Source organism: Eubacterium ramulus, from assembly GCF_003122485.1.
GTDB classification, from domain to species: domain Bacteria; phylum Bacillota; class Clostridia; order Lachnospirales; family Lachnospiraceae; genus Eubacterium_I; species Eubacterium_I ramulus_A.
In genome coordinates this window covers 1-24,563 of record NZ_JRFU01000020.1, presented here as the reverse complement: position 1 = coordinate 24,563, position 24,563 = coordinate 1, and the positions used below count along the sequence as shown (strand labels likewise).

The following is a 24,563-nucleotide window of genomic DNA, read 5'->3' as shown; positions in this document are numbered from 1 at the left end:
GCAAATGTAAAATTTTCTGTACTTCTATCCGTATGTTTCGCATTATAACATCTCACCCCCAAATTTTCCGTTCAGATATATTTTTTGATAAGTGACTCTCCGTATACATTATTCAAGTCGAACTCACGTGAGACTTGGCGTGTGATTCTGGTCAGCGTAAGCTGACATATTCTTCTCGGAATCACTGCACTCTACACTTCTGTTTCATGTCTTTCTTTCTTGTTTTTATTATATAAAATCAATCTGTATTCTTTATGTACTCTGAAAATTTTTTTAAAATTTTCTCAATTTAAGCATAGAAAAACAGCTCCTATGTCACGCGACATAAGAGCTGCTTTCCTTTACTTATTCATTTTTTACCCAAACTTGCATTCCATAGATTCACAGAGTCTGACACGCCATTTCCGCCAAAACCCCATCAATCATCTGCAATCCATCTGCAATCTGTTCCTCTGTCAGCCCGCCATATCCCAGAAGCAAAATCGGATACTCCCGCTTCGGATTCTGACTGATGTAATACTCTGACAATCCGTACACACGAATTTTCTGCTCTGCGCATTTCTGAATCACACCCTGCTCTGTCAGTGTCGTGCCAACTTCCACTAACAGATGCAAGCCGGAGTTTTCCCCCATGATATTTAACACCCATGGATACTTACGCAATTCTGCCAGCATAAAATCATGTTTTGCCTTATAAATCGCACGCATACGGTTGAGATTTTTTTCAAAATATCCCGCTTTCATAAACTGACAGATTGCCTGCTGCATCAGATTCGGCACGGTACAGGCATAAAATCCGCAACATTCCCGAAATCTGGATAACAACTGTTTTGGAAGCACCATATAACTGATACGGGTAGAAGGTGCCACACTTTTGGAAAAGGTTCCCAGATAGATCACACGTCCAAAACGATCAATCCCCTGCAAAGCCGGGATCGGTTTTCCCTTATAGCGGAACTCACTGTCATAATCATCTTCGATAATATAGCGTTCCGGTTCTTCCATCGCCCAGTTTAACAGTTCCAGTCTGCGTTTCATCGGCATGACGATTCCAAGTGGGAACTGATGCGATGGCATCACATAGGCAATGCTGGCATCTGTTTCCCGCAACAGATCCACCCGCATTCCGGACTCATCCAATGCTACTTCCTGCACCGGGAAACCAATATTCCGGAAAGTTTTGTATGCCCTCAGATATGTAGGGGATTCCATTGCTACACAATGTTCTTTTCCAAGCATCTGCGCCAGTAAAAGCTGCAAATATTCATTTCCGGCTCCGATCACGATCTGTTCCGGCACACACCGGACGTTTCGCGCATGAAACAGATAGTCACAGATGGTCTCTTTGAGATTTGCCTCTCCGAAAGCACTTCCGCTGCTCATGATCTGTTCCCCTTCGTCCAGAAGCAGATTTTTCATAATTTTACTTAAGCCATTATATGGAAAACTCTCCAATGCCAACGCATTCAGTGAAAAATCAATCCGATAGGTTTCCTTTTGATCCTTCTCAGCGGCTATTTCAGATCTGATTTCTGTCAATATACTCTGGCTCTGTGTATCTGCTGTATGAATATCCGTCAGATCATACAGTTCCCGCACATCACAGGCAAAATAACCGCGATATGGTTCGGCATGTATATAACCTTCGGAAACTAACTGATCATAAGCAAGCTCTACCGTACTGCGGCTCACCTGCAGATAATCCGCCTCAAACCGGGTAGAAGGCAGTTTTTCCCCCTGTAAAATACGGCCCTGCAAGATTGCTTCCCGCAGGGCTTCGTAAATTTGTTCATATAAAGGCTGTTTTTTTTCTGCATCAAGCGTAATCGCTAATTCTTTCATTTTCTCCTAAGCCTGTGTCGGCAGTTTGTATGAGCTCTTTAAGGATACGATACGGTTGAATACCGGATGCTCCGATGTGGAATCTTTTGCATCTACACAGAAGAAACCATTTCTTACAAACTGGAAGCTGTCGTATTTTTCTGCTTTCAGTAAAGATGGCTCCACATAGCAGTTATCCAGTACGGTCAGAGAATTCGGGTTCAGATTCAGACTTCCGTCCTCATTGTATACACCTTTCTCCTCATCGATGATGTTCTCATACAGACGAACCTGTGCTTTCACTGCATCTGCTGCAGATACCCAGTGAATCGTTCCACGTACTTTTCTTCCGTCCGGGCTGTTTCCTCCGCGACTCTCCGGATCATAAGTACAATGTACTACAGTTACTTTTCCATCTTCGTCTTTCTCAAATCCAGTACAGGTTACAAAATATGCGTTCATCAGACGAACTTCGTTGCCCGGATACAAACGACGATATTTTTTCGGTGGTTCTTCCATGAAGTCCTCACGCTCAATATAAACCTCACGGCCAAACGGAACGACACGTTTGCCAAGCTCCGGATTTTCCATGTTGTTATCTACTTCCAGTTCCTCGGTCTGCCCTTCCGGATAGTTATCAATTACCAGTTTGATCGGATCAAGTACTGCCATGGCACGGGATGCTTTTAACTTCAGATCCTCTCGGATACAGTACTCAAGCATTGCATAATCCACAGAACTGTTGCTCTTTGAAATACCGCACAGCTCTACGAACTTTTTGATGGAAGACGGTGTAAATCCTCTTCTTCTCAGTGCTGCGATGGAAACCAGACGCGGATCATCCCATCCGTCTACAATGCCATCTTCAACCAATTTTTTGATGTAACGTTTTCCGGTTACCACGTTGGTCAGATACAGTTTTGCAAACTCGATCTGTTTTGGTGGATGCGGATACTCCAGCTCTCTTACTACCCAGTCGTACAGAGGACGATGATCCTCGAACTCCAGTGTACAGATAGAATGAGTTACACCCTCTATTGCATCCTCGATTGGATGAGCGAAGTCATACATCGGGTAGATGCACCATTTGTCTCCGGTACGATGATGTGTCATATGAGCAACACGGTAAATAACCGGATCACGCATGTTGATGTTCGGGGAAGCCATATCGATTTTTGCACGCAGAACTTTCTCTCCATCCTGATACATGCCATTTTTCATATTTTCAAATAATTCCAGGTTTTCTTCTACACTACGGTCACGGTATGGGCTGTTTTTACCCGGCTCTGTCAGAGTTCCGCGGTACTCACGGATCTCCTCTGCAGACAGATCGCAGACGAACGCTTTTCCTTTTTTGATGAGTTTTACGGCAGCTTCATACATCTGGTCAAAATAATCGGATGCAAAGAACAGTCTGTCCTCCCAGTCAGCGCCCAGCCACTCAATATCTGCTTTGATGGACTCAACAAACTCTACTTTTTCTTTTGTCGGGTTGGTATCATCAAAACGCATGTTGAATTTTCCATGATATTCCTGAGCAAGTCCATAGTTTAAAAGGATAGATTTTGCATGTCCGATGTGAAGATATCCGTTCGGTTCCGGTGGAAAACGGGTACATACGGTCTCACATCTGCCCTCCTCTATGTCCTTGTCAATAATCTGCTCAATAAAATTTCTGGAAATTGCTTCATTTTCCATAATCAAACCTCTCTCTCCTGTATTTTAAGTAAGAATCTTATCTGTCATAATTCCCACAAAACTGCCCTTAAACTACTTAAGCTAGCATTTCATTTAGTATTTTTACCAGGAAATGAAATGCATCTATTATTTTACATGTTCATGGGTAAACAGATGATCCTGACAATATTCATAATTTCCATTGCATTTGGAACAAAAACGGAACTCCAGATTCGGATCATCCAGTTCTGTCCGTCCACAAATCGCACATTTGTGGCGTGTGACACCTTTCGGTTGCTGTACCTGACGGTGATACGTCCGCTTCCTGTGTACTTCTTTTGGCGATACACTGCGATAGTTGCGTGTACTGAAAAAGAAAATCAGGAAATTCAGAATAGATGCGATAATAGCAACTCTGCCTCCCCAGCTTGAAATAATCATACTGTAAATGATCAGTGCTGCATAAAAACCTGCCATCCATTTCATTTTAATCGGGATAATGAACCAGAGCATGATTCGCATATCCGGATAACACATCGCAAATGCGAGGAAAATTGTCATGTTAATGTAATATGTGCTGAAGCTGGATCCCATTGAAACAGGTGTATTCACACCATAAATTACAAACAGGAGAAGCGCACCAAGCACGGTAAAAATCATACCACCAAAAATATATACATTAAATCGGAATGCTCCCCAGGTATTCTCCAATGCTGTACCAAGCTGATAATAAAGCACTACCATGATCAGCATAAAAATGATATTTCCGGTTGGTGGTGGAATCAATACCCAGGACACCAGTCGCCAAACCTGTCCGTAATGGAAAATCATAAACGGCTCCAATGTCAGGAAGCTGTATGCCTGCGGTGCCAGAAACTGAATCAGATATCCTGCCACATAGAAAAGAATGATGTATTTCATCAGTCCCTGAATGGCAAATCTGCCAAACTTTCGTTCCATTTTATTTAGAAAATGCATTCTGTTTCCTACTTTCGTTTTATTTTTAGCACTTTTTTCGCTGATTCATTTGCCTTTCGCAAGCGTTCCATACAAATATTTGCGAGAAAAAGATGGCTATCTTTTGATTATATAGAGCGACTATCACTTTGTCAACTTGGCAAACTTTGAAATTTTGGTGTCCGATTCACCTGCCACAGCCATTTTTCATCATCCCATTGTTTGTTCTTGGAACATACAGACAACACAAACTTCGTCACACTCTGACAGGTAAATCGAGCACCTTGCTACCATACACATCTACTACTTATGCTTCATCCCGCATGATCTTTTTTCCAACCGGAATGCACAATTCGTCTCCGATCTGCAGATTATATACGTTCACATACGGATTTGCCAGCAATATATCTGTCACACTCACATGATGATACTGCGAAATTTTATATAAAGTATCCCCCTCTTTTACCACATGAATCAGTCCCGGGCAGCCGTGCATCATGCGGGATTCTCCATATTCGGATTCGAAATAAGGATTCATAACGATTTCCTTTTTCTTTTAGAATATGCGTTTTTCTTAAAATTGCACCGCTTATTTTATTGGTTTCGGGCTTTAAATAGGAACCCTTCTCAATTTGTTAAAATATTATAAAAAGATTGTATTTTGCTATTTCCTGTCGTATAATGAAGTTCGCTTGTAATCTGACAGGTGTTATACATATAATATGAAACTTCTGAAATCCGTTTTTACTGAAAATCAACGATTTCAGACAACCAATCAACATATATAGGTGGTAAAATGGATAATTTTAAATTACACAAACTTGGAATTGATATCGGATCAACTACGGTAAAGATTGCAATTTTGGATGATCAGAATACGTTAGTTTTTTCCGATTATGAGCGCCACTTCGCAAATATCCGCGAAACGCTCACCGATCTGCTTCATAAAGCATATGAAAAACTCGGACAGATCCAGCTCTGTCCTATGATCACCGGTTCCGGTGGTCTGACACTGGCAAAACACCTCGGTGTACCTTTCGTACAGGAGGTTATCGCCGTATCTACCGCTCTGCAGGACGCAGCTCCACAGACAGACGTAGCCATCGAGCTTGGTGGTGAGGATGCCAAGATCATTTATTTTGAAGGCGGCAATGTTGAGCAGCGAATGAACGGTATCTGTGCCGGCGGTACTGGTTCCTTTATCGACCAGATGGCTTCCCTGATCCAGACAGATGCCAGCGGTCTGAACGAATATGCGAAAAATTATAAAGCAATCTACCCGATTGCTGCCCGTTGTGGTGTATTTGCAAAAACAGATATTCAGCCGTTGATCAACGAAGGTGCAACCCGTGAAGACCTGTCTGCTTCTATTTTTCAGGCAGTCGTAAACCAGACCATCAGTGGTCTTGCCTGTGGTAAACCGATCCGTGGTCACGTTGCATTCCTTGGCGGTCCGCTTCATTTCTTATCCGAACTGAAAGAAGCATTTATCCGCACACTGAAACTGGATGAGGAGCATACAATCGTCCCTGAAAACTCCCACCTTTTTGCAGCTATCGGTTCTGCTTTAAATTACAAGGAAGAAAATCAGGTATCCTTAGAAGATCTTCTTGGCAAATTAAAAGGTGAGATCCACATGGAATTCGAAGTAGAACGTATGGATCCGCTGTTTGCAGATCAGGCCGCTTACGACGAATTCACTGCTCGCCACAATGGCGCATGTGTAAAAAAAGGCGATATTTCTACATACAGTGGTAACTGCTATCTTGGAATTGATGCAGGTTCCACTACAACAAAAGTTGCTCTGGTTGCAGAAGATGGTACCTTGCTGTACTCCTTCTACAGCAGCAACAACGGAAGCCCGCTGGCCACTTCCATTATTGCTATCAAAGAGATTTACGAACAGCTTCCGGCAGATGCGCACATCGTATCTTCCTGCTCCACCGGTTACGGCGAGGCACTGGTAAAAGCTGCTCTGATGCTGGATGAAGGTGAAGTAGAGACCGTTGCTCACTACACCGCTGCTGCTTTCTTTGATCCGAAGGTTGACTGTATCCTCGATATCGGTGGTCAGGATATGAAATGTATCAAGATCAAAAATAACACCGTTGACAGCGTACAGTTAAATGAGGCATGTTCCTCCGGTTGTGGTTCTTTCATCGAAACTTTTGCAAAATCTCTGAACTATTCCGTACAGGATTTCGCAAAAGAAGCATTATTTGCGAAAAACCCGATCGACCTTGGAACACGTTGTACCGTATTTATGAACTCCAAAGTAAAACAGGCACAGAAAGAAGGCGCATCTGTTGCTGATATTTCCGCAGGTCTGGCTTACTCTGTTATCAAAAATGCATTATTTAAAGTAATCAAGCTGTCCGATCCGACAGAACTTGGTCAGAACATTGTTGTTCAGGGTGGTACCTTCTACAATGACGCTGTACTGCGAAGCTTTGAGACTATTTCCGGATGCAAAGCAATCCGCCCGGACATTGCCGGTATCATGGGTGCATTCGGTGCCGCACTGATTGCCCGCGACCGTTACGAAGGCAAAGAGACAACCATGCTGTCCATTGACCAGATCAACGATCTGAAATTTGAAACAAAACTGGCCCGCTGTGGCGGATGTACCAACAATTGCCTGCTCACCATCAACAAATTCTCCGGAAACCGTCAGTACATTACCGGAAACAGATGTGAGAAAGGTATCGGTAAAGAGAAAAACAAAGAACAGATCCCAAACCTGTTTGAATATAAGCTGCATCGTATCTTTGACTACGAACCTCTGAGTGAGGAAGAAGCAACCCGCGGAACTCTCGGTATGCCAAGAGTCCTGAACATTTACGAAAACTATCCGTTCTGGGCAACATTTTTCAAAGCACTGAAATTCCGTCTCGTACTCTCTCCGGCTTCTACCAGAAAGATTTACGAACTTGGTATTGAGTCCATTCCGAGTGAGTCCGAGTGTTATCCGGCAAAACTGGCCCACGGACACATTACATGGCTGATCAAAGAAGGCATCAACTCCATCTTCTATCCATGTATCCCGTATGAGCGCAAAGAGTTCCCGGATGCAGGCAACAACTACAACTGCCCGATTGTTACTTCTTATGCAGAAAATATCAAAAACAACGTAGATGACATTACATCCGGAAAAGTAAAGTTATACAATCCATTCATGTCATTCGCAGATGAGGAAACTTTAACAAAACGTCTCGAAGAAATCATGAAAGAAGATTTTGATATTCCAGCTGCTGAAGTAAAAGCTGCTGTACACGTTGCATGGCAGGAACTTGCAAACGCCCGTAACGATATGCGCAAAAAAGGCGAAGAAACCATCCAGTGGTTAAAAGACAACAAACGCCGCGGTATCGTACTTGCCGGCCGTCCATATCATATTGACCCGGAGATCAACCACGGTATTCCGGAACTGATTACATCCTACGGATTTGCAGTTCTGACCGAAGATTCCATCTCCCATCTGCATCAGGTAGAACGCCCGCTGATCGTACTTGACCAGTGGATGTACCACTCCAGACTGTATGCAGCTGCAAATTATGTAAAAACGACCGACTTTTTGGATCTGATCCAGTTGAATTCTTTCGGTTGTGGACTGGATGCTGTTACCACCGATCAGGTCAGCGATATCCTGACTCATTCCGGCAAGATTTACACCTGCCTGAAGATTGATGAGGTAAACAACCTTGGCGCTGCACGTATCCGTATCCGTTCTCTCATCGCTGCCATCCGCACCAGAGAGAAAAATCCGAAAGAGCGCAAGATTGTTCCTTCCAGCTACCAGCGTGCCGTCTTTACAGAAGAAATGAGAAAGACGTATACAATCCTTGCTCCGCAGATGGCTCCGATCCATTTTGAACTGTTAGAGCCTGCATTTAAGGCTTCCGGTTACAACTTGGTCGTTCTCGGAAATGACAACAAAGCTGCTGTCGATGCAGGATTAAAATATGTAAACAATGACGCCTGCTATCCGTCCCTGATCACCGTTGGTATGTTCATGGATGCAGTAACTTCCGGCAAATATGATGTAGACCATCTGGCCATCATCATGTCACAGACCGGTGGCGGCTGCCGTGCTTCCAACTATGTCGGATTCATCCGTCGTGCACTGGAAAAAGCCGGATATCCGCAGATTCCGGTTATTTCACTGAACCTGAGCAGTCTGGAATCCAACCCGGGATTTAAGCTGAATGCCTCTCTGATCCAGAAAGGTATGTACTGTCTGGTATTCGGTGATATCCTGATGCGCTGTATCTACGCAACCAGACCGTATGAAGCAGTTCCGGGTTCCACAAACGAACTGCACAAAAAATGGGTACAGAAAATTACAGACTTTGTATCTACCGATAAGCTCGTCAGTCATAAAAAGTATAAACAGTACTGTCGTGAGATGGTGCATGATTTTGATGTACTCCCAAGACTTGATATTCAGAAACCAAAGGTAGGTATCGTAGGAGAGATTCTGGTTAAATTTATGCCAATGGCAAATAACTACCTTGCTGATCTGCTGGAATCTGAAGGTGCTGAGGCAGTCATTCCGGATCTGCTGGACTTCTTCCTCTACTGCTTCTACAACAACAACTTCAAGACAGACGTCCTTGGATTCAAGAAATCTACCAAGACAAAATCAAATCTTGGTATCTGGGCAATTGAAAAACTGCGTGGAGTTGCGCATAAAGCATTGGAAGAAAGTAAGCATTTCACACCGCCGGCAAATATTTACGAGACTGCAAAAAATGCAGAATCCATTGTATCTCACGGTAACCAGACCGGTGAAGGATGGTTCCTGACTGGTGAAATGGTTGAGCTGATCAACTCCGGTGTCAATAATATTGTATGCTGTCAGCCATTTGCCTGCCTGCCGAACCATATTGTAGGTAAGGGTGTTATCAAAGAGCTGCGTCATCAGTATCCGATGTCCAATATCGTGGCGATTGACTTTGATCCGGGTGCCAGTGAAGTAAACCAGTTGAACCGTATTAAACTGATGCTGTCTACAGCGCAGAAAAATCTGAAAAAGTCACAGAAACAGGACGCGTAAAAGAATAGTTTCTTTTGTGGCTAAACTTTAGGGTATAGAAAGTGGGAGTGCTTCATTTTTCTCCGCGGCTAATAATCGCCTGCTGAGAAAAATGAAGCACTCCCACTTAATTTACACACGCAACTACGATACACTGTTTCATCTATTGTTTCGCATACAATAGTGCACTATCTGTAGTGTATTGGCATTTACTATTACTTTATATATACGTAAACGGCGCGCCCGGTGATTTTTTCTTGGAAAGCGATTGTTAGCTGACAAGACAAAAGCACCGGGCGCGCCTTCATTAAATTATATCTATTATTTAATTATTTCAGAAGATTTTCGCTTACGCGCTCAAGTTCTGCACGAATCTGAATATGCTGCGGACATGCTTCCTCGCATTTTCCACATTTTACACACTCATTTACACGTTTCAGTCCATGGCCACCTACCAGCCAGTTTTCCTGATGTACCGCCATATCTTTATCGCCGTACAAAGTCAAATAATTCATTGCTGTGAAGGAACCTGAAATACCAATCTGCATCGGACAGACTTTTGCACAGTAATTACAGGTTGTACATGGAATCAACGGAATTTTATTCAGTTCTTCCTGCGCCTGTTTTAAGGTCTGCAGCTGAGCATCATTTAATTCATTAAAATCTTTCATATAGGACAGGTTATCTTTCATCTGCTCTATGTTGCTCATACCGGATAATACGGTGATAACGCCTTCTAAGTTTGCCGCAAAACGAACAGCCCAAGACGCAACAGATGACTCCGGTTCCGCATCTTTTAATACTTTTACTACGGATTCCGGCGGAGTTGCCAACATACCACCCTTTACAGGCTCCATGATGATGACTGGTTTGCCATATTTTCTTGCTACTTCATAACAGCCTCTGGACTGAATGGCCGGGTTCTCCCAGTCTGCATAGTTGATCTGAAGCTGTACAAATTCCATCTCCGGATGTTCTTTTAAAATTGCTTCCAGCTCTTCCGGTGTGGAATGGAAAGAAAATCCTACGTGTTTGATCAGACCTGCTGCCTTTTTCTCAGCCACCCAGTTCCACATATCAAATTTGTCAAAATATTCGGTTCTTGCCTCACCCAGATTATGCAGCAGATAAAAATCAAAGTAACCTGCACCGGTCTGTTTTAAAGAGGTGTCAAACTGCGCATATGCTTCCTCTTTTGTCTTACAGTTGATCCATGCCGCATTTTTTGTCGCAAGCTGGTAGCTTTCACGTGGATAACGCTCTACCAATGCCTGACGGATGGCATCTTCGGAACCTGCGTAAGCCCATGCGGTATCAAAATAAGTAAATCCTGCATCCATAAACAAGTCTACCATCTCTTTGGTCTGCTCCACATCAATGACACCGTCTGTCTGCGGCAGACGCATCAGACCAAAACCAAGTTTTCGAATGTTTTCACCTAAATAACTCATAATCTCTTTTCCTCCTGCTATTTTTTATACACAAAGCTTCTCTTTCATCTATAACAAACATATCTGAATCACTGTAATTCATACAAATAGATAATGAATTTTATATAAAATTGAAACAGCTTTTATTTTTATATCAGATATGGTTGTATCAATATCATCAGATAGTTTTTACAATATTCCTGCGTGCGTTCCCTAAAACTGTACGCACCGTCGCTCATACACCAACAAAGCATTTCTCCATACAGAACATCCACCAGCATTTTTGCAAAGTCTTCCACCGGAAAATCTTTTTTCAGCAATCCACATTCTATACCATAGAAAAATAATTCCTGCATGTCTTTCAGATCTGCATGCAGCTTATTTTTGTCAAAGGAATCCGTCACCAGATTGGGATTTACCACGTTTTTCACCCATTCCTGTGCCATCTGCACACTTCCCTGCTCGATATAACCGGAAAATTTCACCATGTAAAATTCCAGTTTTTCTAAGAATGTGCCTTCCAATGACTTTGCCTGTTCCAGAATTTCCCCGAACATGCCTCGACTGAGTGCCAGTACGATATCTTCTTTTTTCTTAAAATACGTGTAAAAAGTGCCTTTGGAAACACCGGCAGTTTCTGTGATCTGTTCCACCGAAGTGTCATTTAATCCTTTTTCACAGATCAGCTTTTGCGCTGCCTCCATCAACTTTCGTTTTGTTTCCAAAGCTGCCAGTTGGCGATTGTTCATAATGATTTCCTCTCTTGTGATCGCTTTACTATACTTATTATATCTTTTCATTGACTTTCAGTCAATGAATTTTAAAACAGAATACAAAAAATATCCGCATCTTTTGACACGGACATTTTCTATATGACATTACATTATGCTTCTTTATTTTTTTCTGTATAATCTTCCATCTTTTTTTACAGAAACGCCAGTGGGCAAATGCTCTGGCGCAAACACCCGATTTACTTTTTGAATCAGCTCTGCGGATTCATCCATTTCAAGTTCTGCCACAGGTATGTTCTGATGCATAAAAATATATTCCATTGCGATATTCTCCCTCCTTTCACATTCGTCGTATTATTATTTGTTGTTACAATATCAGTAATGCGAAAGGGTGTCAATAAACCAATGATATACAGGCAGCTTTTCATTCTTGTTTAATATTTTTCACTTTTTGGAATTGAAAAACTGCCCGCATCGTCTGATACGGACAGCTTTTTTGTCTAGCACGTATTCTTTTTTGTAATCCCCTCCCATACTCGATTGATTATTTTTTTTAATGGGTATGCAATTTACTGTACGATTCCGCACTCCAGACACTCTTTTCCAATGAGCTGCACTGCATAGCGCTCCAGTTTGATACAGTCCGCTTTCGGGGCTCTTTTTCTTGTTTTTCCTAACATATAACACAGATATACTTTTCCGATCGTTATATTTTTATTTTGAAAACGAAATCCATATCGCTCCGGGTGCTTAATCGCATCGCAAAATCTGGCATAACACTTTGCATCCGCACGCAATGTTTCTCCGGCATTCTCATAAATCTGTCCTACCATACGGCTCATGCCATCCACATAGCATTCTACAAATTCATCATCCGTCAGTTTTTCATGCTCTGCAAGCTCCAGTTTTTCCCTTACTGCCTCACCAAACAGATGAATGTTCTGGTCAATGAGATCTACAAAATACTGATACGTGTTTTCCTTTTTTGATGCGAATATCATAGTGTGCCTCCTCATACGTCTTCTTTTTACTGGCAATTTTTATGTCAAAGCTACATGTTCCACATCACATATAGCCCTGATTATTTTTATATTGCCAGTGCACAAACTGAGATCAGTGTAGTTACGATCCAGCCAGATGCATAATATGCCATAAACTGTACACCGGTATGGATTCCATAATGGTTGTTTAAGAATCCACCAAATACACCGATTACCAATGCAGTGATAATACCAAATAAACCTGCCTCATGGAAAGCCAGCATACAAACCAGTCCCATAAATGCGCCGATCAGTGCCTCATGACTGATGGAACGGAACATCTTTTCAGACCACTTACGGGCTTTTTTGATTGCCATCGGATATGCAAACATACAACCGAAGATAATACCGATAAATCCGTAAATGAAGTAATCTGACATGGTCAGATAATCATGTAAATTAATCTGGTTGAATAACGGAGATGCCGGACCTAAGGCTACCGGACTCAGCGGCAAACCAAATGCAATCATCGGGATCAGAAGTTCTCCCAGATAAGTTGCATTGGAAACCGCATCCTGTACACCAAGGGTTGTGGTGACACGGTCAAATAACTCTTTCTTTCTGGATGCTACCAGCTCACCCAGCATAACCGTCATACCAACCGGGGAAAATGTAAATGTGCAGGCTGAAATTGCAGAACAGCCGGCAACGTAACCTATGGATGATTTACCAAAAAATTTAAATGGGTTCGGGAAAAATGGCATTTTTTCTTTGGAATCCGGTGCAAGCCAGATCTCTGTCGGTTTTTCCCTGCGGTTCTCCGCACGTTTTGCAGGAATCATAATGTTGAAGATTTCTGCGATCATCGGGCCAATCGTAATTCCCATGAAAATAGATGTAAATAATGTCTTACCTACCGCTTCTGTGGAAATTCTCTGTAAACCCTGAATCAGGAATGCAAACGGAACCAGTGCTACCACTGCTCCGATCTTTGCCTGTGACATAAATGCGATAACGCATGCCGCAATGGTAAAAATCAGTCCACTGTACTGTGTGATAATGTCGCTTAACGGTGCCAGAATCTGTGCAAACAGAATGGCGATCGGTAAACCGATCAGGGATCCGATCATGGATCCGGCGGACATTTTTCGCATGGAAATATGCGGAATACCAAGTTTTTTACCGATGTTACTGTTTTCTACCATGGGTACTGCCATGGTGGAACCCGGAAGAGCCGCCATCGCTGTCGGTATCGTATGTGTGATCTGCATCGCAACCAAAATTGCGATAAACCATGCAAAAATAACAACCGGTTCAAATCCCATTAAGACAAGGATCAGGGTAATTGGTGCCATGGTCGCTGTCTCATCTGTACCAGGGATAATTCCGATAATGGAGAAGATGATTCCTCCGATAATTGAAACAATAATTGCCTGTATAATCAGCATGTTGTCTACCTCCTATGCATCTTTTTTGCTCTGACCTCCCGCCAGTTCTCTGTATTCCGGCTTGTAATTGTTTGCTCCTTCCGGAATCAGTGCCAACAGACCGTACAGTTCCAGATCTTCCAGTTCTTTGATTACATCCGGTCCGACCTTTGTCAGTGCCTCGCCTTCCTCTTCCGGTGTCATATGTGCGTATTCCAGTACTTCTGCAATATCTGTCGTACTGTCAAGTTCCGCAACAAGACGTTTCGGTCGGAAGGATTTCGCAGAGATTACGGCTGCAATAAAGCAGCCGGCAATCCCTACAAAAAGAGCATATCCTTTCGCAAGATTCTCTTCAATCGTTCCCATACTCATGAAGATCTTACGTCCGATCAGGTAGAAACACATGGTAAAAATAACCCCTAAGATAATCGATATCGCCAATTCCTTGATATTAACGGTATCTCCCCATACTTCCGTCAACACTTTTTCTTTTTTCTCAGGTTCAGTATTCATAAATACGCTCCTCCTGTATTTTTGTTTTATTTTCAATATGTCACATATTATTTGCTGTATTTTTCAAACAGTTCCTGTGCATATTCCAGACGAACTTTTTTCTCGGAAACCATCTGTTTTACAATCGCTTCCAAAACTTCGCCTTTTGCTCCTACGGTAGAAGCCAGATTTCTTGCATGCAGTGACATATGCCCTCTCTGGATGCCTTCTGTCGCAAGTGCTTTCATCGCTGCCATGTTATTTGCCAGACCAACTGCTGCAATGATCTGTCCCAGTTCTGCTGCTGTCTTAACGCCAAGCATTTTTACAGCTACCTGTGCGGTCGGATGAATCTTTGTCGCTCCACCTACTAATCCAACTGCCATCGGCATTTCGATTGTTCCAACCAGATCGCCGTTTGCATCTTTCTCCCAGGTTGTCAGGGAAGTATATCTGCCATTTCTGCTTGCATAAGCATGTGCGCCTGACTCAATGGCACGGGTATCGTTTCCTGTTGCCATAACAACCGGGATAATTCCGTTCATGATACCTTTGTTGTGTGTTGCTGCACGGTATGGATCTGCTGCTGCAAATGCATAAGCGTTCAACATCTTATCTACTACTTCCTCGCCGCCGATTGCCTCTTTTTTGAATACGGCACGGGCTGTTACCAGTCTGTGATCTGCAAGGTTGGATAAAATACGAAGCTCTGCGGTTCCACCAGTAATTTCTTCCAGGTATGGTGCGACTGCTTCTGCCATTGTATTAACTGCATTTGCACCCATTGCATCCAGTGTATCAACCAGCAGATGAACGATTACCATCGGACCAACCATAGAATCAATGACACGTACTTCTACCTCTCTTGCTCCGCCGCCAAATTTCACAAGTACCGGATCTTTCTCATTACACTTCTGGATAATCTCATCTTTGTGCTCCAGAATCATGCTCTTTGCTGCAAATGGTGTCGGAACATTCAGAAGCTGAATCTGGGAAATCATAACTGTTCCGGAAGAATGTGTCGTAAATCCACCGCCAACGCGTGCCATCTTTGCTGCGTTTGTGCAGGCTGCAACTACGGAAGGCTCCTCAGAAACCATCGGGATAACATAATCTTTGCCGTTGATCTGGAAGTTGATTGCCACACCAAGAGGAAGTGCAAAACGTCCGATTACATTCTCGATCATATGATCCGCCTTGTCCATATCCAGACTGTCCGCATCCTGCAGCACTTTCTGGTCTTCTTCTGTCAGATTTGCAAACTCTGCAACTTCTTTCATTCTGTCCTCAACTGATAATTTGAAAAATCCTGAATATTTACTTGTTTTCATTGTCTTATTCTCCTTTACCCTTACCGATACAAATTACTGATGTATTTCTCTCTATTTTCTAAAATTTATAAATGATTTGCTGTTTCTTGTCTCTTTCTCAAAACACACTATCGAATGGAACTTGTAAATGAACTTAATTCTCTTCCCAAAATACGTTCTACCATCGTTGCTATTTTATAACATTTCTGCTCATCAATACCAGTCTCAATTCCCATCTGGTTCAGCATTGTCACAAAATCACAGGTCTCTACCAGACCGGTTCTGCGTGTGTCAAAATAATAGTCTCCGATTCCTTTTACCGGAACGTTATCAACGATATTTGCCACCTGACCACCAATGCCACCCATGGAACAGTCAAACATTGTCACGCCGGCTTCCATTGCTGCATAGTAGGCTGTTAAGCCCATGCCTCTGATATCATGTACATGGAAACTGTGTGCAGACGTATCCGGATATTTGTCCAGTACAGTGGAAAAATATTCAAATACTTTCGCCGGATCTGCAATTCCATCCGGATCGGAATGCTCAATCTCATCAAATCCGATATCAAAACATCTGTCGCAGAATTCATATGCCTTTTCCAACGGCACTTCCCCCTGAATCGGACAGCCGAAAATGGTACCGATGTTTGCAAATACTTTTTTAACACCATGATCATGTAAAAACTTTACATTCTTTTCTGCTTCCGCAAACAGCTCTTCGTGTGTACGATTCATATTTTTTCTTGCATATGCTTCACTGGTTGCAAGCTGTCCGCATAAAACGCGGTCAATCTGTGCTCCGTCTTCCAGTGCCTGAACGGTACGCTCACATGCTTTTGTATTCAATGCCAGCACGGTGTACTCTACATTTTCATTCTTTGGCAGTCCCTTTAATACTGCCTCGATATCCTTAAACTGCGGAACATATTTGATATGACTGAAGGTTCCGACTTCGAACTTTGTAAATCCCGCGTCAATCAGTTTGTTTGCGATCCAGAGCTTTGCTTCTGTCGGTACAAACATTTCCTCATGCTGGAAACCATCTCTTAAAGTAACATCCATTACTTCCACTTTTTTTGGTAGTTTCATCTGTTCTTCTCCTTTTCTATCTTCCTGCAGGTTTGTGACCTATTATATTGCAAAGCCGATGCCAGTTTTGTTGTGATATCTGGCAAATATGTGATTTATGCTCATTTATGTTTGTTTTTTTAAAAAACAGGCAAAATCAATTCGCATTTCGTGTTTTTGGGATTAAAAAAGGAACATGACAATTCCATCATATCCCTTTCTAAACTATGTTCGTTTTTGTATAGTGTCATTTTTGGCACTTTCATTTTTATATATGGGTGCAACATTTGGCATATATGCCATTTATGGCACTATTCTGTTTTTTATGCATATTCTTTCAGCTCAAGATAATCCATACTCCGCCAGTTTCCGGTAAAACGTCCGTCTTGACACTTTCAATTCCTGAATTACTGCATTACGATTCCCCTGACATCTCTCCAAGGCCGCCGCGATCACATGTTTCTCGTAAGCCTCCACCTGTTCCTTCAGACTGTCAAAATGCATGCCGTCTTCCAGCATCGAAAGTTCCTTCGTCTGCGCATCCTGCTGCACGTTTTCTTCTGCAGCAACACCGGAAATATACTCCGGTAAATCGCCCGCACCAATGGAATCCGACATCGTCAGTACCACTGCACTTTCCACCACATTTCGCAGTTCTCGGACATTTCCCGGCCATTTATAATTCATCAGTGCCTGATACGCACTTTCTTTCATATGTTTTTCTTTCTGATATTTGTGATTAAACGTATCCAGAAATTCATTCGCCAGCAATATCACATCACTGCCACGTTTTCTGAGAGGCGGTATCTCAATGGAAATAACGTTCAAACGGAAATACAGGTCCATTCGAAAAGTTCCATCCTCGATCATCTGCTCTAACGGCTGATTTGTCGCGGCGATCACACGCACATCGATCGGCACACTTTTTTGTCCACCGACTTTTTCAATCTCGCCTTCCTGAAGTACACGCAACAGCTTTGCCTGCATTGCCATCGGCAGATCGCCGATCTCATCCAGAAAAATCGTTCCTCCATGAGCCAGCTCAAATTTTCCGGCGCGACCACCTTTTTTAGCCCCGGTAAAAGAACCTTCCTCATAACCAAACAATTCACTTTCGATCAGGGCTTCCGGAATTGCCGCACAATTTACCTTAATAAATGGCTGATTCCTTCTGGCACTGTTTTCCTGTACGATCTTGCAGATGACTTCTTTACCAGTTCCGTTCTCGCCACGAATCAACACTGACGCATCTGTAGACGCCACCATCATCGATTTTCGAATGCAGTTCAGATAGACTTCACTCTCACCGATAATATGATTCGTTTTCAAAAAATCTCTGGCACGGATCTCCTGATTGTATTCTTCTGCCACCTGAGAAATACGCTGCACCTCACTGGTCAGATGATTCAGCTCCGTAATATCCGTAAACAGAGAACACGCCCCTATGAACTCTCCCTGCTGATACAATGGAAACATATTTACCGATACATATTTCTGCACTGACTGAATCAACTGTTTTTCACGACGTTTTGGCTTCTGTGTTTCCAATACTTCCAAAAGAGCTGCATCTTTTTCAATCTGATTCATATAACGACCGATAATTTTTCCCGGCGCGACATTCAAAATATCCGAATAAGCTGGATTTACATAGAAAATCCGACTTTCTTTGTCCACCGCAATCACGCCAATACTCAGATGCTCCAGAATCTGAGCCATATCCAGCGTCTGATTCCACTGATAAATAAAACGCAGACGCTCCACCTGAATAGCTCCCAGCATTTCGCCATTTTCATCCACAATACCGATATATTTTTCTTCTGTATTCAGTACGCGCTGATCAATATCCCGGATTCGAATTCCTGCTGGAAGAAAACTCTTTGTCTCAACATTCTTTCGATTCGGGTTCATAAAACGCGTAATTTCCATTGTTCCCACCAACTTTCTATCTTCTGCCTTTATTTTTAATCCACCTGTAGTGTTACCACAACTTCAACAGTCGAATTGCCTTCCCCGCCAGCTTATACGTCACGTTTTCCAGTTCTTTTGACGCATTCTTCAGTTCCTTTCGAATTGGAATCCCCTGCGGGCAGTGTTGCTCACATTTTCCACATCCCACACACTGAGAAGCACTGGTCGGTGTCTGACGGAAAATCGTACACTGCATATATCCCTTTCGGGCCGTTTTTTTATTCTCACTGTAGATCAGATTATAAAAACTGAACGTGCCCGGGATATCCACGTTTTTCGGACATGGCATACAATAACCGCAGCCGGTACAGCCTACTTTCATGCTGTGGTTGATTTCATGCCTCAATTCATTGACAAAAGCAATCTCATCTTCCGTAAATGCCCCTGCCTGCGTCTCAAATGCGATCCGACAGTTCTCGCGTATCATCTCAATAGAATTCATGCCGGAAAGTACCGTTGTGACTTCCGGCTGATTCCAGAGCCAGCGAAATGCCCATTCTGCTGCACTGCGTCCGGATGGATGTGCTGCCACCTTCCGTTTTGCTTCTTCCGGCAGCAGATTTACCAGTTTGCCTCCCCGCAACGGTTCCATGATCATTACTGGAAGTTCCTTTGCTGCAGCATATTGCAAACCCTTCCGTCCAGCCTGACTGTTTTCGTCCAGATAATTGTATTGGATCATACAAAAATCCCAGTCATAAGCATCCACCAATTCACAAAAATCCTTTGTATTTCCATGATAAGAAAATCCAATCCGGAGGATCTCTCCGGACGCTTTCTTCTTTGCAATCCATTCTTCAATGCCAAGGCCTTTTAATTTTTCCCATGTTTCCAGATTCGTCAGCATATGCATCAGATAAAAATCGATGTAAGTCGTCCGTAATCTGCGCAGCTGCTCCTGAAACGTCTTTTCCAGACCTGCTGCTGACTTGATCAGATAATGCGGCAGTTTATCTGCAATGTAAATCTGCTCCCGGCAGTGGTTTTTTTCAAAAATCTTTCCCATGGCCTCTTCACTGCCGCTGTAAATATATGCGGTATCAAAATAGTTGACACCAAGCTTCATGGCCTCCAGAATCTCAGCTTCTGCTTTTTCCAGATTGATTTTTCCATTTTCTTTTGTAAAGCGCATGCAGCCATAAGCCAGCATGGATACTGGATTTTTTTCTTTGTCATATCGATATTGCATATTCATGCTCCTAATTTGCAAGTGATTCGCTCGTTTGTTTATCTTTCTTTTCTATATATTCTGAAGTACAATTCGTAATTACACACAACTCACGTTTCTGTAGAATCATATTCCATAATTCCTTTTTTAACAGAATTATACTTACTTCTTCTGATTTCCATAATACGGAATCGCAATTTTTCGCAGCAACCGTTCAAATCCATTCCAGGAAAGTCCCAGTGTCAGTCCCACCGAAATCAGCAGCTGCCAGCCAATCTTATTAAATATCCAATCATTAAACGGCGTATACATCAGAATCAGAATTACAATCGTATGTAGCAGATATACACTTAATGTATTTTTTCCGATGACTTCAATCACCGGAATCCGTCTGGTCGGCACCCACACGATCAAAACCCAGATCCACAAAAAGGCGATAATCCATGCCAGGATTCGTGTATACCAGGTATATACACCTCCATCAAAGCTTTCCGTTCCCCAAAATAACTTTCTTGTGCTCAGTCTGCTGACCAGAATAAATCCCATAATAATTCCAACTGCAAGAAACGCTGTTGCAATTTTTGCCTCTTTCGGATTTTTCTGTTTCCCATATCGAAGGAAAAATCCACCGTCTTTTTCATAATATCCCGCCAGGAAAAACGGTAAAAAGTTCATAATTCTGGACATTGCCATAAAGTTCTCCGTATCCGGATTGTAACCGATCACAATGCCAAGAATCATAGATAAAAGCAGATATGCCACCCGGTGCTGTTTGCTTTTCGTGTCAAATACCGGCAACAAAAGCTGGTAAATGATCATGGCCATCAGATACCACAACGTCCAGCGCGGTGTAAAAAACTGCATATCGATTTTCACCGGATGTCCCCACTGAATACTGTCCAATATGAAATCCAGCAAAAAACGAAGCAGCTGAAATACGATATACAGCGGAAAAATCCTTGATAAAATCTTCTTTGGTTCTACTTTTGCAAAATACCCGGATACAAATATGAACGCCGGCATATGAAAACTGAATATGATTTTATAAATAACATCTACTTCCGGCGTATCCGCAAAGGTACTGATCATGTGCCCGAATACTACCAGAAAAATCAACAAAGCTTTTATATTATCAAAATGATAATTTCTTTCTCCTGCTATGTCTGTTCACTCCTGTTCCTTCTATAAAAATAACATAATATAATCACAACTCTTACTTCATTATCATCAAGAAATACCGTTACAACCTTTCGCAACCATACCCCTGATTTTTGCATCCTAGTGAGTATACCTTTTTTTTACAGAAACCGCAATAAGTAAAACAGATCACAATGTTTTTTACACTTTTTTGTTTTTGTTAGCACTCATTTAAAAAGAGTGCTAATTTTCTATTGACTTTTTAATTTTGGAGTATTATAGTGTATTTATGCTTTCAGAGACCCTTATTTTTTATCAGGATTTCTGAACCAAATACGCTAATTTTTCAAAAATATTTATAAAGAAGAAACAGGAGTGATAAGTATGAGTAACAAACACGGAAGTCTTTCCATCAACAGTGACAACATTTTTCCGATCATCAAAAAATGGCTGTATTCCGACCACGACATCTTCTATCGTGAACTTGTATCCAACGGATGTGACGCCATTACAAAACTGAAAAAACTTGATATGATGGGCGAATACACACTGCCGGATGATTACGAAGCAAAAGTGGAAGTACGTGTCAACCCGACAGAGAAAACCTTAAAATTCATTGATAATGGTCTTGGAATGACTGCAGATGAAGTTGAGGAATATATTAACCAGATCGCATTTTCCGGAGCAACTGATTTCCTTGAGAAATACAAAGATAAATCCAACGACGATCAGATCATCGGTCATTTCGGCCTTGGATTCTACTCCGCATTTATGGTAGCTGATGAGGTTCATATCGATACTCTTTCTTATAAAGAAGGCGCTACACCGGTTCACTGGGAATGTGACGGCGGTACAGAATTTGATATGAAAGACGGTAACAAAACAACCGTTGGTACCGCGATCACCTTATTCTTAAATGAAGATTGTCTGGAGTTTGCAAACGAGTACCGCGCAAGAGAGGTTCTGAACAAATACTGCTCTTTCATGCCAACAGAAATCTATCTGGTAAACGAAACTGCTGAGCCGGAATATGAAACCATTCTTCCGGAAGAAAAAACAGATAAAGATACCGTGATCGAAACCATAATTGAAGAGGCTAAAACAGAGGAAAAAGAAAATGAGAACGGCGAAAAAGAGGTCGTAGAAGTATCTCCGCGTACCGAGAAATTAAAAATCTTAAAACGCCCGGTTCCGATCAACGATCCGCATCCGCTCTGGACAAAACATCCAAATGAGTGCAGCGATGAAGATTACAAAGAGTTTTACCGCAACGTATTCCATGATTACAAAGAGCCGTTATTCTGGATTCATCTGAACATGGATTATCCGTTCAACTTAAAAGGTATCCTCTACTTCCCGAAGATCAATACCGAGTACGATTCCATTGAAGGAACCATCAAGCTTTACAACAATCAGGTATTTATCGCAGACAATATCAAAGAAGTTATTCCGGAATTCCTGATGCTCTTAAAAGGTGTTATCGACTGCCCGGATCTGCCGCTGAACGTATCCAGAAGTGCACTTCAGAACGACGGCTTTGTAAAGAAAATCTCCGAGTACATCACCAAGAAAGTGGCTGACAAGCTCACAGGTATGTGCAAGACAGATAAAGAAAGCTATGAGAAATACTGGGATGACATCAGCCCGTTCATCAAATTCGGCTGCTTAAAAGATGAGAAATTCTGTGACCGTATGAACGATTACATCCTCTTCAAAGATATCAATGACAAATACATGACGCTTCCGGAGCTCTTAAAAGAGAAAGAGGAAAAAGAGGCAGAAGCTAAAGATGAAAATGCTGAGAATAAAGCTGATAACGCTGATGCAGATAAAGATACCCGCGAGACAATCTACTATGTAACAGATAAGAATCAGCAGGGACAGTACATTCGTATGTTCAAGGAATCCGATATGAACGCAGTCATCCTTGATCACAACATTGATACTTCTTTCATCACTCAGTTAGAGCAGCGGAATCAGCATTACAAATTTATGCGTATCGATGCTGATGTAACTGATGCACTGAAAGAAGAAGTATCTGAGGAAGATATGAAATCTGCACTGGATACTCTGACAGAGACTTTCCGCACCGCTCTTGGTAAAGAGAATCTGGATGTAAAAGTAGAAAAATTGAAAGACGCTTCTATCTCATCCATGATCACACTCTCCGAAGAGGGACGTCGTATGCAGGATATGATGAAGATGTACAATATGTACGGCATGGATCCGTCCATGTTTGGCGGCAATGAGACATTGGTTCTGAATGTCAACAACAAACTGGTTCAGTATATTCTTGCTCACAAAGATGGCGAACATGTACCGATGTTCTGTAAACAGCTTTATGATCTGGCTATGCTTTCCAACCAGCCGCTTTCACCGGAGGCTATGACAGCGTTCATTAACCGAAGCAATGAGGTTATGATGATTTTGGCTGATAAATAAATTTTAAGAGCAACTTTATAGGTAATATAAGAAATCCTCTTATTTTGCATCACGCAGGCTAAGACGCCTGCTTTGATGAAAAATAAGAGGGTTCTATTTTTTGACATTTCTCCCAAAAAACTGAGCCACCTTTCTTCGATGACTCAATTTGCATGTTTTCATTGTAATTTATTTTTTGGTGTTGGCAATGCTGCTATTTCGGCGTCACCATTGTTAATGGATCAACATATGTTCCAGATACTTTGAATCTGAGATCCAGATGATTTCCAGTTGCATCACCTGTCATTCCAACATATCCGATCACATCTCCCTGTGATACCTTTTGTCCTACGGTCACATTCAAGGAAAAACAATGCAGATACATTGTATGTACGCCGTTTCCGTGATCAATTTCGATATTATTTCCAAAACTGCTGCTGTATTCCGCTTTGATCACCGTTCCGGCTGCACAAGCCTGAATGGATGTGCCCGATGGTGCCGGAATATCAATTCCATTATGAAACTCCTGACCATGATACGGGCAGATACGGCTTCCAAATGAAGAACTGATTGTTTTATAACCTGTCAGCGGCCATACATAATCTGCTTTATTTTCACCCGAATCTGTATACTGCACTTTTCCGTCGATTACCTGGCAGTCTATGCCATTCCAACGCGCGGTTCCATTATAGGAAAAATCGACTTTTCCGTCCACCAGATACCAGATTCCGTTTTCATTTTCTGCAGCGCCAGTAAAATCAAAGTTTACTTTTCCACCTTCAATGCACCACCAGCCGTTTTCATTTTTCGCTACTGTGTTTGCTGAAAAATCCACTTCTCCTTCTCGGATCAGCCACCAGCCATTCTCGTTTTTTGCCACTGTATTCGCAGTAAAATCTACTTTTCCTTCCCGGATCAGCCACCAGCCATTTTCAT

18 protein-coding genes are annotated in these 24,563 nt (G+C 42.3%); 2 read left to right on the top strand and 16 right to left on the bottom strand.

Annotated features, from left to right (window positions below; translation table 11 throughout):
- Window positions 1-381 precede the first annotated feature (381 nt).
- The 4 genes from LG34_RS02220 to LG34_RS02205 form a co-directional block, all read right to left on the bottom strand.
- Window positions 382-1,842 carry a PLP-dependent aminotransferase family protein gene (locus LG34_RS02220; protein ID WP_109214685.1) on the bottom strand — a complete coding sequence of 487 codons (1,461 nt, stop codon included), beginning with the start codon at window positions 1,840-1,842 and terminating at the stop codon, window positions 382-384.
- A 6-nt stretch (window positions 1,843-1,848) separates the two neighbouring features.
- Window positions 1,849-3,519: a glutamine--tRNA ligase/YqeY domain fusion protein gene (locus LG34_RS02215; protein WP_109214684.1), complete on the bottom strand. Its 1,671-nt coding sequence runs from the start codon at window positions 3,517-3,519 to the stop codon at window positions 1,849-1,851.
- 126 nt (window positions 3,520-3,645) lie between these two features.
- Complete coding sequence (locus LG34_RS02210; protein WP_109214683.1) at window positions 3,646-4,476, bottom strand: rhomboid family intramembrane serine protease; 831 nt, start codon at window positions 4,474-4,476, stop codon at window positions 3,646-3,648.
- Window positions 4,477-4,762: 286 nt separating this feature from the next.
- On the bottom strand, window positions 4,763-4,993 hold the full coding sequence (locus LG34_RS02205; protein ID WP_109214682.1) for a LysM peptidoglycan-binding domain-containing protein: 231 nt from the start codon (window positions 4,991-4,993) through the stop codon (window positions 4,763-4,765).
- A 258-nt stretch (window positions 4,994-5,251) separates the two neighbouring features.
- Here LG34_RS02205 and LG34_RS02200 point away from each other — a divergent pair, with 258 nt between their 5' ends.
- Window positions 5,252-9,511, top strand: a complete 4,260-nt coding sequence (locus LG34_RS02200; RefSeq protein WP_109214681.1) for a 2-hydroxyacyl-CoA dehydratase — start codon at window positions 5,252-5,254, stop codon at window positions 9,509-9,511.
- Window positions 9,512-9,819: 308 nt separating this feature from the next.
- Here LG34_RS02200 and LG34_RS02195 read toward each other — a convergent pair whose 3' ends face one another.
- The 11 genes from LG34_RS02195 to LG34_RS02150 all read right to left on the bottom strand — a co-directional run bounded on the left by LG34_RS02195 (window position 9,820) and on the right by LG34_RS02150 (window position 21,230).
- Window positions 9,820-10,941 (bottom strand): aldo/keto reductase, encoded by a 1,122-nt coding sequence (locus tag LG34_RS02195; protein WP_109214680.1) that lies wholly within the window; start codon window positions 10,939-10,941, stop codon window positions 9,820-9,822.
- A gap of 128 nt (window positions 10,942-11,069) precedes the next feature.
- Window positions 11,070-11,669, bottom strand: a complete 600-nt coding sequence (locus LG34_RS02190; RefSeq protein WP_207657011.1) for a TetR/AcrR family transcriptional regulator — start codon at window positions 11,667-11,669, stop codon at window positions 11,070-11,072.
- 144 nt (window positions 11,670-11,813) lie between these two features.
- Complete coding sequence (locus tag LG34_RS16600; RefSeq protein ID WP_181369261.1) at window positions 11,814-11,972, bottom strand: hypothetical protein; 159 nt, start codon at window positions 11,970-11,972, stop codon at window positions 11,814-11,816.
- 248 nt (window positions 11,973-12,220) lie between these two features.
- Window positions 12,221-12,652, bottom strand: coding sequence for a hypothetical protein (locus LG34_RS02185; protein ID WP_109214679.1), 432 nt, complete (start codon window positions 12,650-12,652; stop codon window positions 12,221-12,223).
- An 86-nt stretch (window positions 12,653-12,738) separates the two neighbouring features.
- The gene (locus LG34_RS02180) at window positions 12,739-14,079 is read right to left on the bottom strand and encodes a tripartite tricarboxylate transporter permease (protein ID WP_055288980.1); all 1,341 of its coding nucleotides are present in this window, start codon (window positions 14,077-14,079) and stop codon (window positions 12,739-12,741) included.
- A gap of 12 nt (window positions 14,080-14,091) precedes the next feature.
- Window positions 14,092-14,574: a hypothetical protein gene (locus LG34_RS02175; protein WP_055288982.1), complete on the bottom strand. Its 483-nt coding sequence runs from the start codon at window positions 14,572-14,574 to the stop codon at window positions 14,092-14,094.
- Between the two features lie 47 nt (window positions 14,575-14,621).
- Window positions 14,622-15,884: a hydroxymethylglutaryl-CoA reductase, degradative gene (locus tag LG34_RS02170; RefSeq protein WP_109214678.1), complete on the bottom strand. Its 1,263-nt coding sequence runs from the start codon at window positions 15,882-15,884 to the stop codon at window positions 14,622-14,624.
- 107 nt (window positions 15,885-15,991) lie between these two features.
- Window positions 15,992-16,954: a hypothetical protein gene (locus tag LG34_RS02165; protein WP_109214677.1), complete on the bottom strand. Its 963-nt coding sequence runs from the start codon at window positions 16,952-16,954 to the stop codon at window positions 15,992-15,994.
- Window positions 16,955-17,275: 321 nt separating this feature from the next.
- Window positions 17,276-18,859 carry a sigma-54 interaction domain-containing protein gene (locus tag LG34_RS02160; protein ID WP_146190170.1) on the bottom strand — a complete coding sequence of 528 codons (1,584 nt, stop codon included), beginning with the start codon at window positions 18,857-18,859 and terminating at the stop codon, window positions 17,276-17,278.
- Between the two features lie 52 nt (window positions 18,860-18,911).
- Complete coding sequence (locus tag LG34_RS02155; protein ID WP_109214675.1) at window positions 18,912-20,090, bottom strand: aldo/keto reductase; 1,179 nt, start codon at window positions 20,088-20,090, stop codon at window positions 18,912-18,914.
- A gap of 141 nt (window positions 20,091-20,231) precedes the next feature.
- Complete coding sequence (locus LG34_RS02150; RefSeq protein ID WP_109214674.1) at window positions 20,232-21,230, bottom strand: acyltransferase family protein; 999 nt, start codon at window positions 21,228-21,230, stop codon at window positions 20,232-20,234.
- 360 nt (window positions 21,231-21,590) lie between these two features.
- On the opposite strand from LG34_RS02150, the gene htpG reads away from it, so the two are divergent.
- Window positions 21,591-23,648: a molecular chaperone HtpG gene (htpG, locus tag LG34_RS02145; RefSeq protein ID WP_109214673.1), complete on the top strand. Its 2,058-nt coding sequence runs from the start codon at window positions 21,591-21,593 to the stop codon at window positions 23,646-23,648.
- A 193-nt stretch (window positions 23,649-23,841) separates the two neighbouring features.
- Here the strand turns inward: htpG and LG34_RS02140 are convergent.
- Window positions 23,842-24,563, bottom strand: a 722-nt coding sequence (locus tag LG34_RS02140; protein WP_146190169.1) for a M23 family metallopeptidase, incomplete at its 5' end; no start/stop codon positions are given.

Excerpts from the sequence above, each read along its gene's own strand:
- LG34_RS02185 (WP_109214679.1), bottom strand. The coding sequence starts at position 12,652 with ATGATATTCGCATCAAAAAAGGAAAACACGTATCAGTATTTTGTAGAT.
- LG34_RS02220 (WP_109214685.1), bottom strand. The coding sequence starts at position 1,842 with ATGAAAGAATTAGCGATTACGCTTGATGCAGAAAAAAAACAGCCTTTA.
- LG34_RS16600 (WP_181369261.1), bottom strand. The coding sequence starts at position 11,972 with ATGGAATATATTTTTATGCATCAGAACATACCTGTGGCAGAACTTGAA.
- LG34_RS02190 (WP_207657011.1), bottom strand. The coding sequence starts at position 11,669 with ATGAACAATCGCCAACTGGCAGCTTTGGAAACAAAACGAAAGTTGATG.
- LG34_RS02195 (WP_109214680.1), bottom strand. The coding sequence starts at position 10,941 with ATGAGTTATTTAGGTGAAAACATTCGAAAACTTGGTTTTGGTCTGATG.
- LG34_RS02210 (WP_109214683.1), bottom strand. The coding sequence starts at position 4,476 with ATGCATTTTCTAAATAAAATGGAACGAAAGTTTGGCAGATTTGCCATT.
- LG34_RS02165 (WP_109214677.1), bottom strand. The coding sequence starts at position 16,954 with ATGAAACTACCAAAAAAAGTGGAAGTAATGGATGTTACTTTAAGAGAT.
- LG34_RS02175 (WP_055288982.1), bottom strand. The coding sequence starts at position 14,574 with ATGAATACTGAACCTGAGAAAAAAGAAAAAGTGTTGACGGAAGTATGG.
- LG34_RS02155 (WP_109214675.1), bottom strand. The coding sequence starts at position 20,090 with ATGCAATATCGATATGACAAAGAAAAAAATCCAGTATCCATGCTGGCT.
- LG34_RS02215 (WP_109214684.1), bottom strand. The coding sequence starts at position 3,519 with ATGGAAAATGAAGCAATTTCCAGAAATTTTATTGAGCAGATTATTGAC.
- LG34_RS02170 (WP_109214678.1), bottom strand. The coding sequence starts at position 15,884 with ATGAAAACAAGTAAATATTCAGGATTTTTCAAATTATCAGTTGAGGAC.
- LG34_RS02205 (WP_109214682.1), bottom strand. The coding sequence starts at position 4,993 with ATGAATCCTTATTTCGAATCCGAATATGGAGAATCCCGCATGATGCAC.
- LG34_RS02160 (WP_146190170.1), bottom strand. The coding sequence starts at position 18,859 with ATGGAAATTACGCGTTTTATGAACCCGAATCGAAAGAATGTTGAGACA.
- LG34_RS02180 (WP_055288980.1), bottom strand. The coding sequence starts at position 14,079 with ATGCTGATTATACAGGCAATTATTGTTTCAATTATCGGAGGAATCATC.
- LG34_RS02200 (WP_109214681.1), top strand. The coding sequence starts at position 5,252 with ATGGATAATTTTAAATTACACAAACTTGGAATTGATATCGGATCAACT.
- htpG (WP_109214673.1), top strand. The coding sequence starts at position 21,591 with ATGAGTAACAAACACGGAAGTCTTTCCATCAACAGTGACAACATTTTT.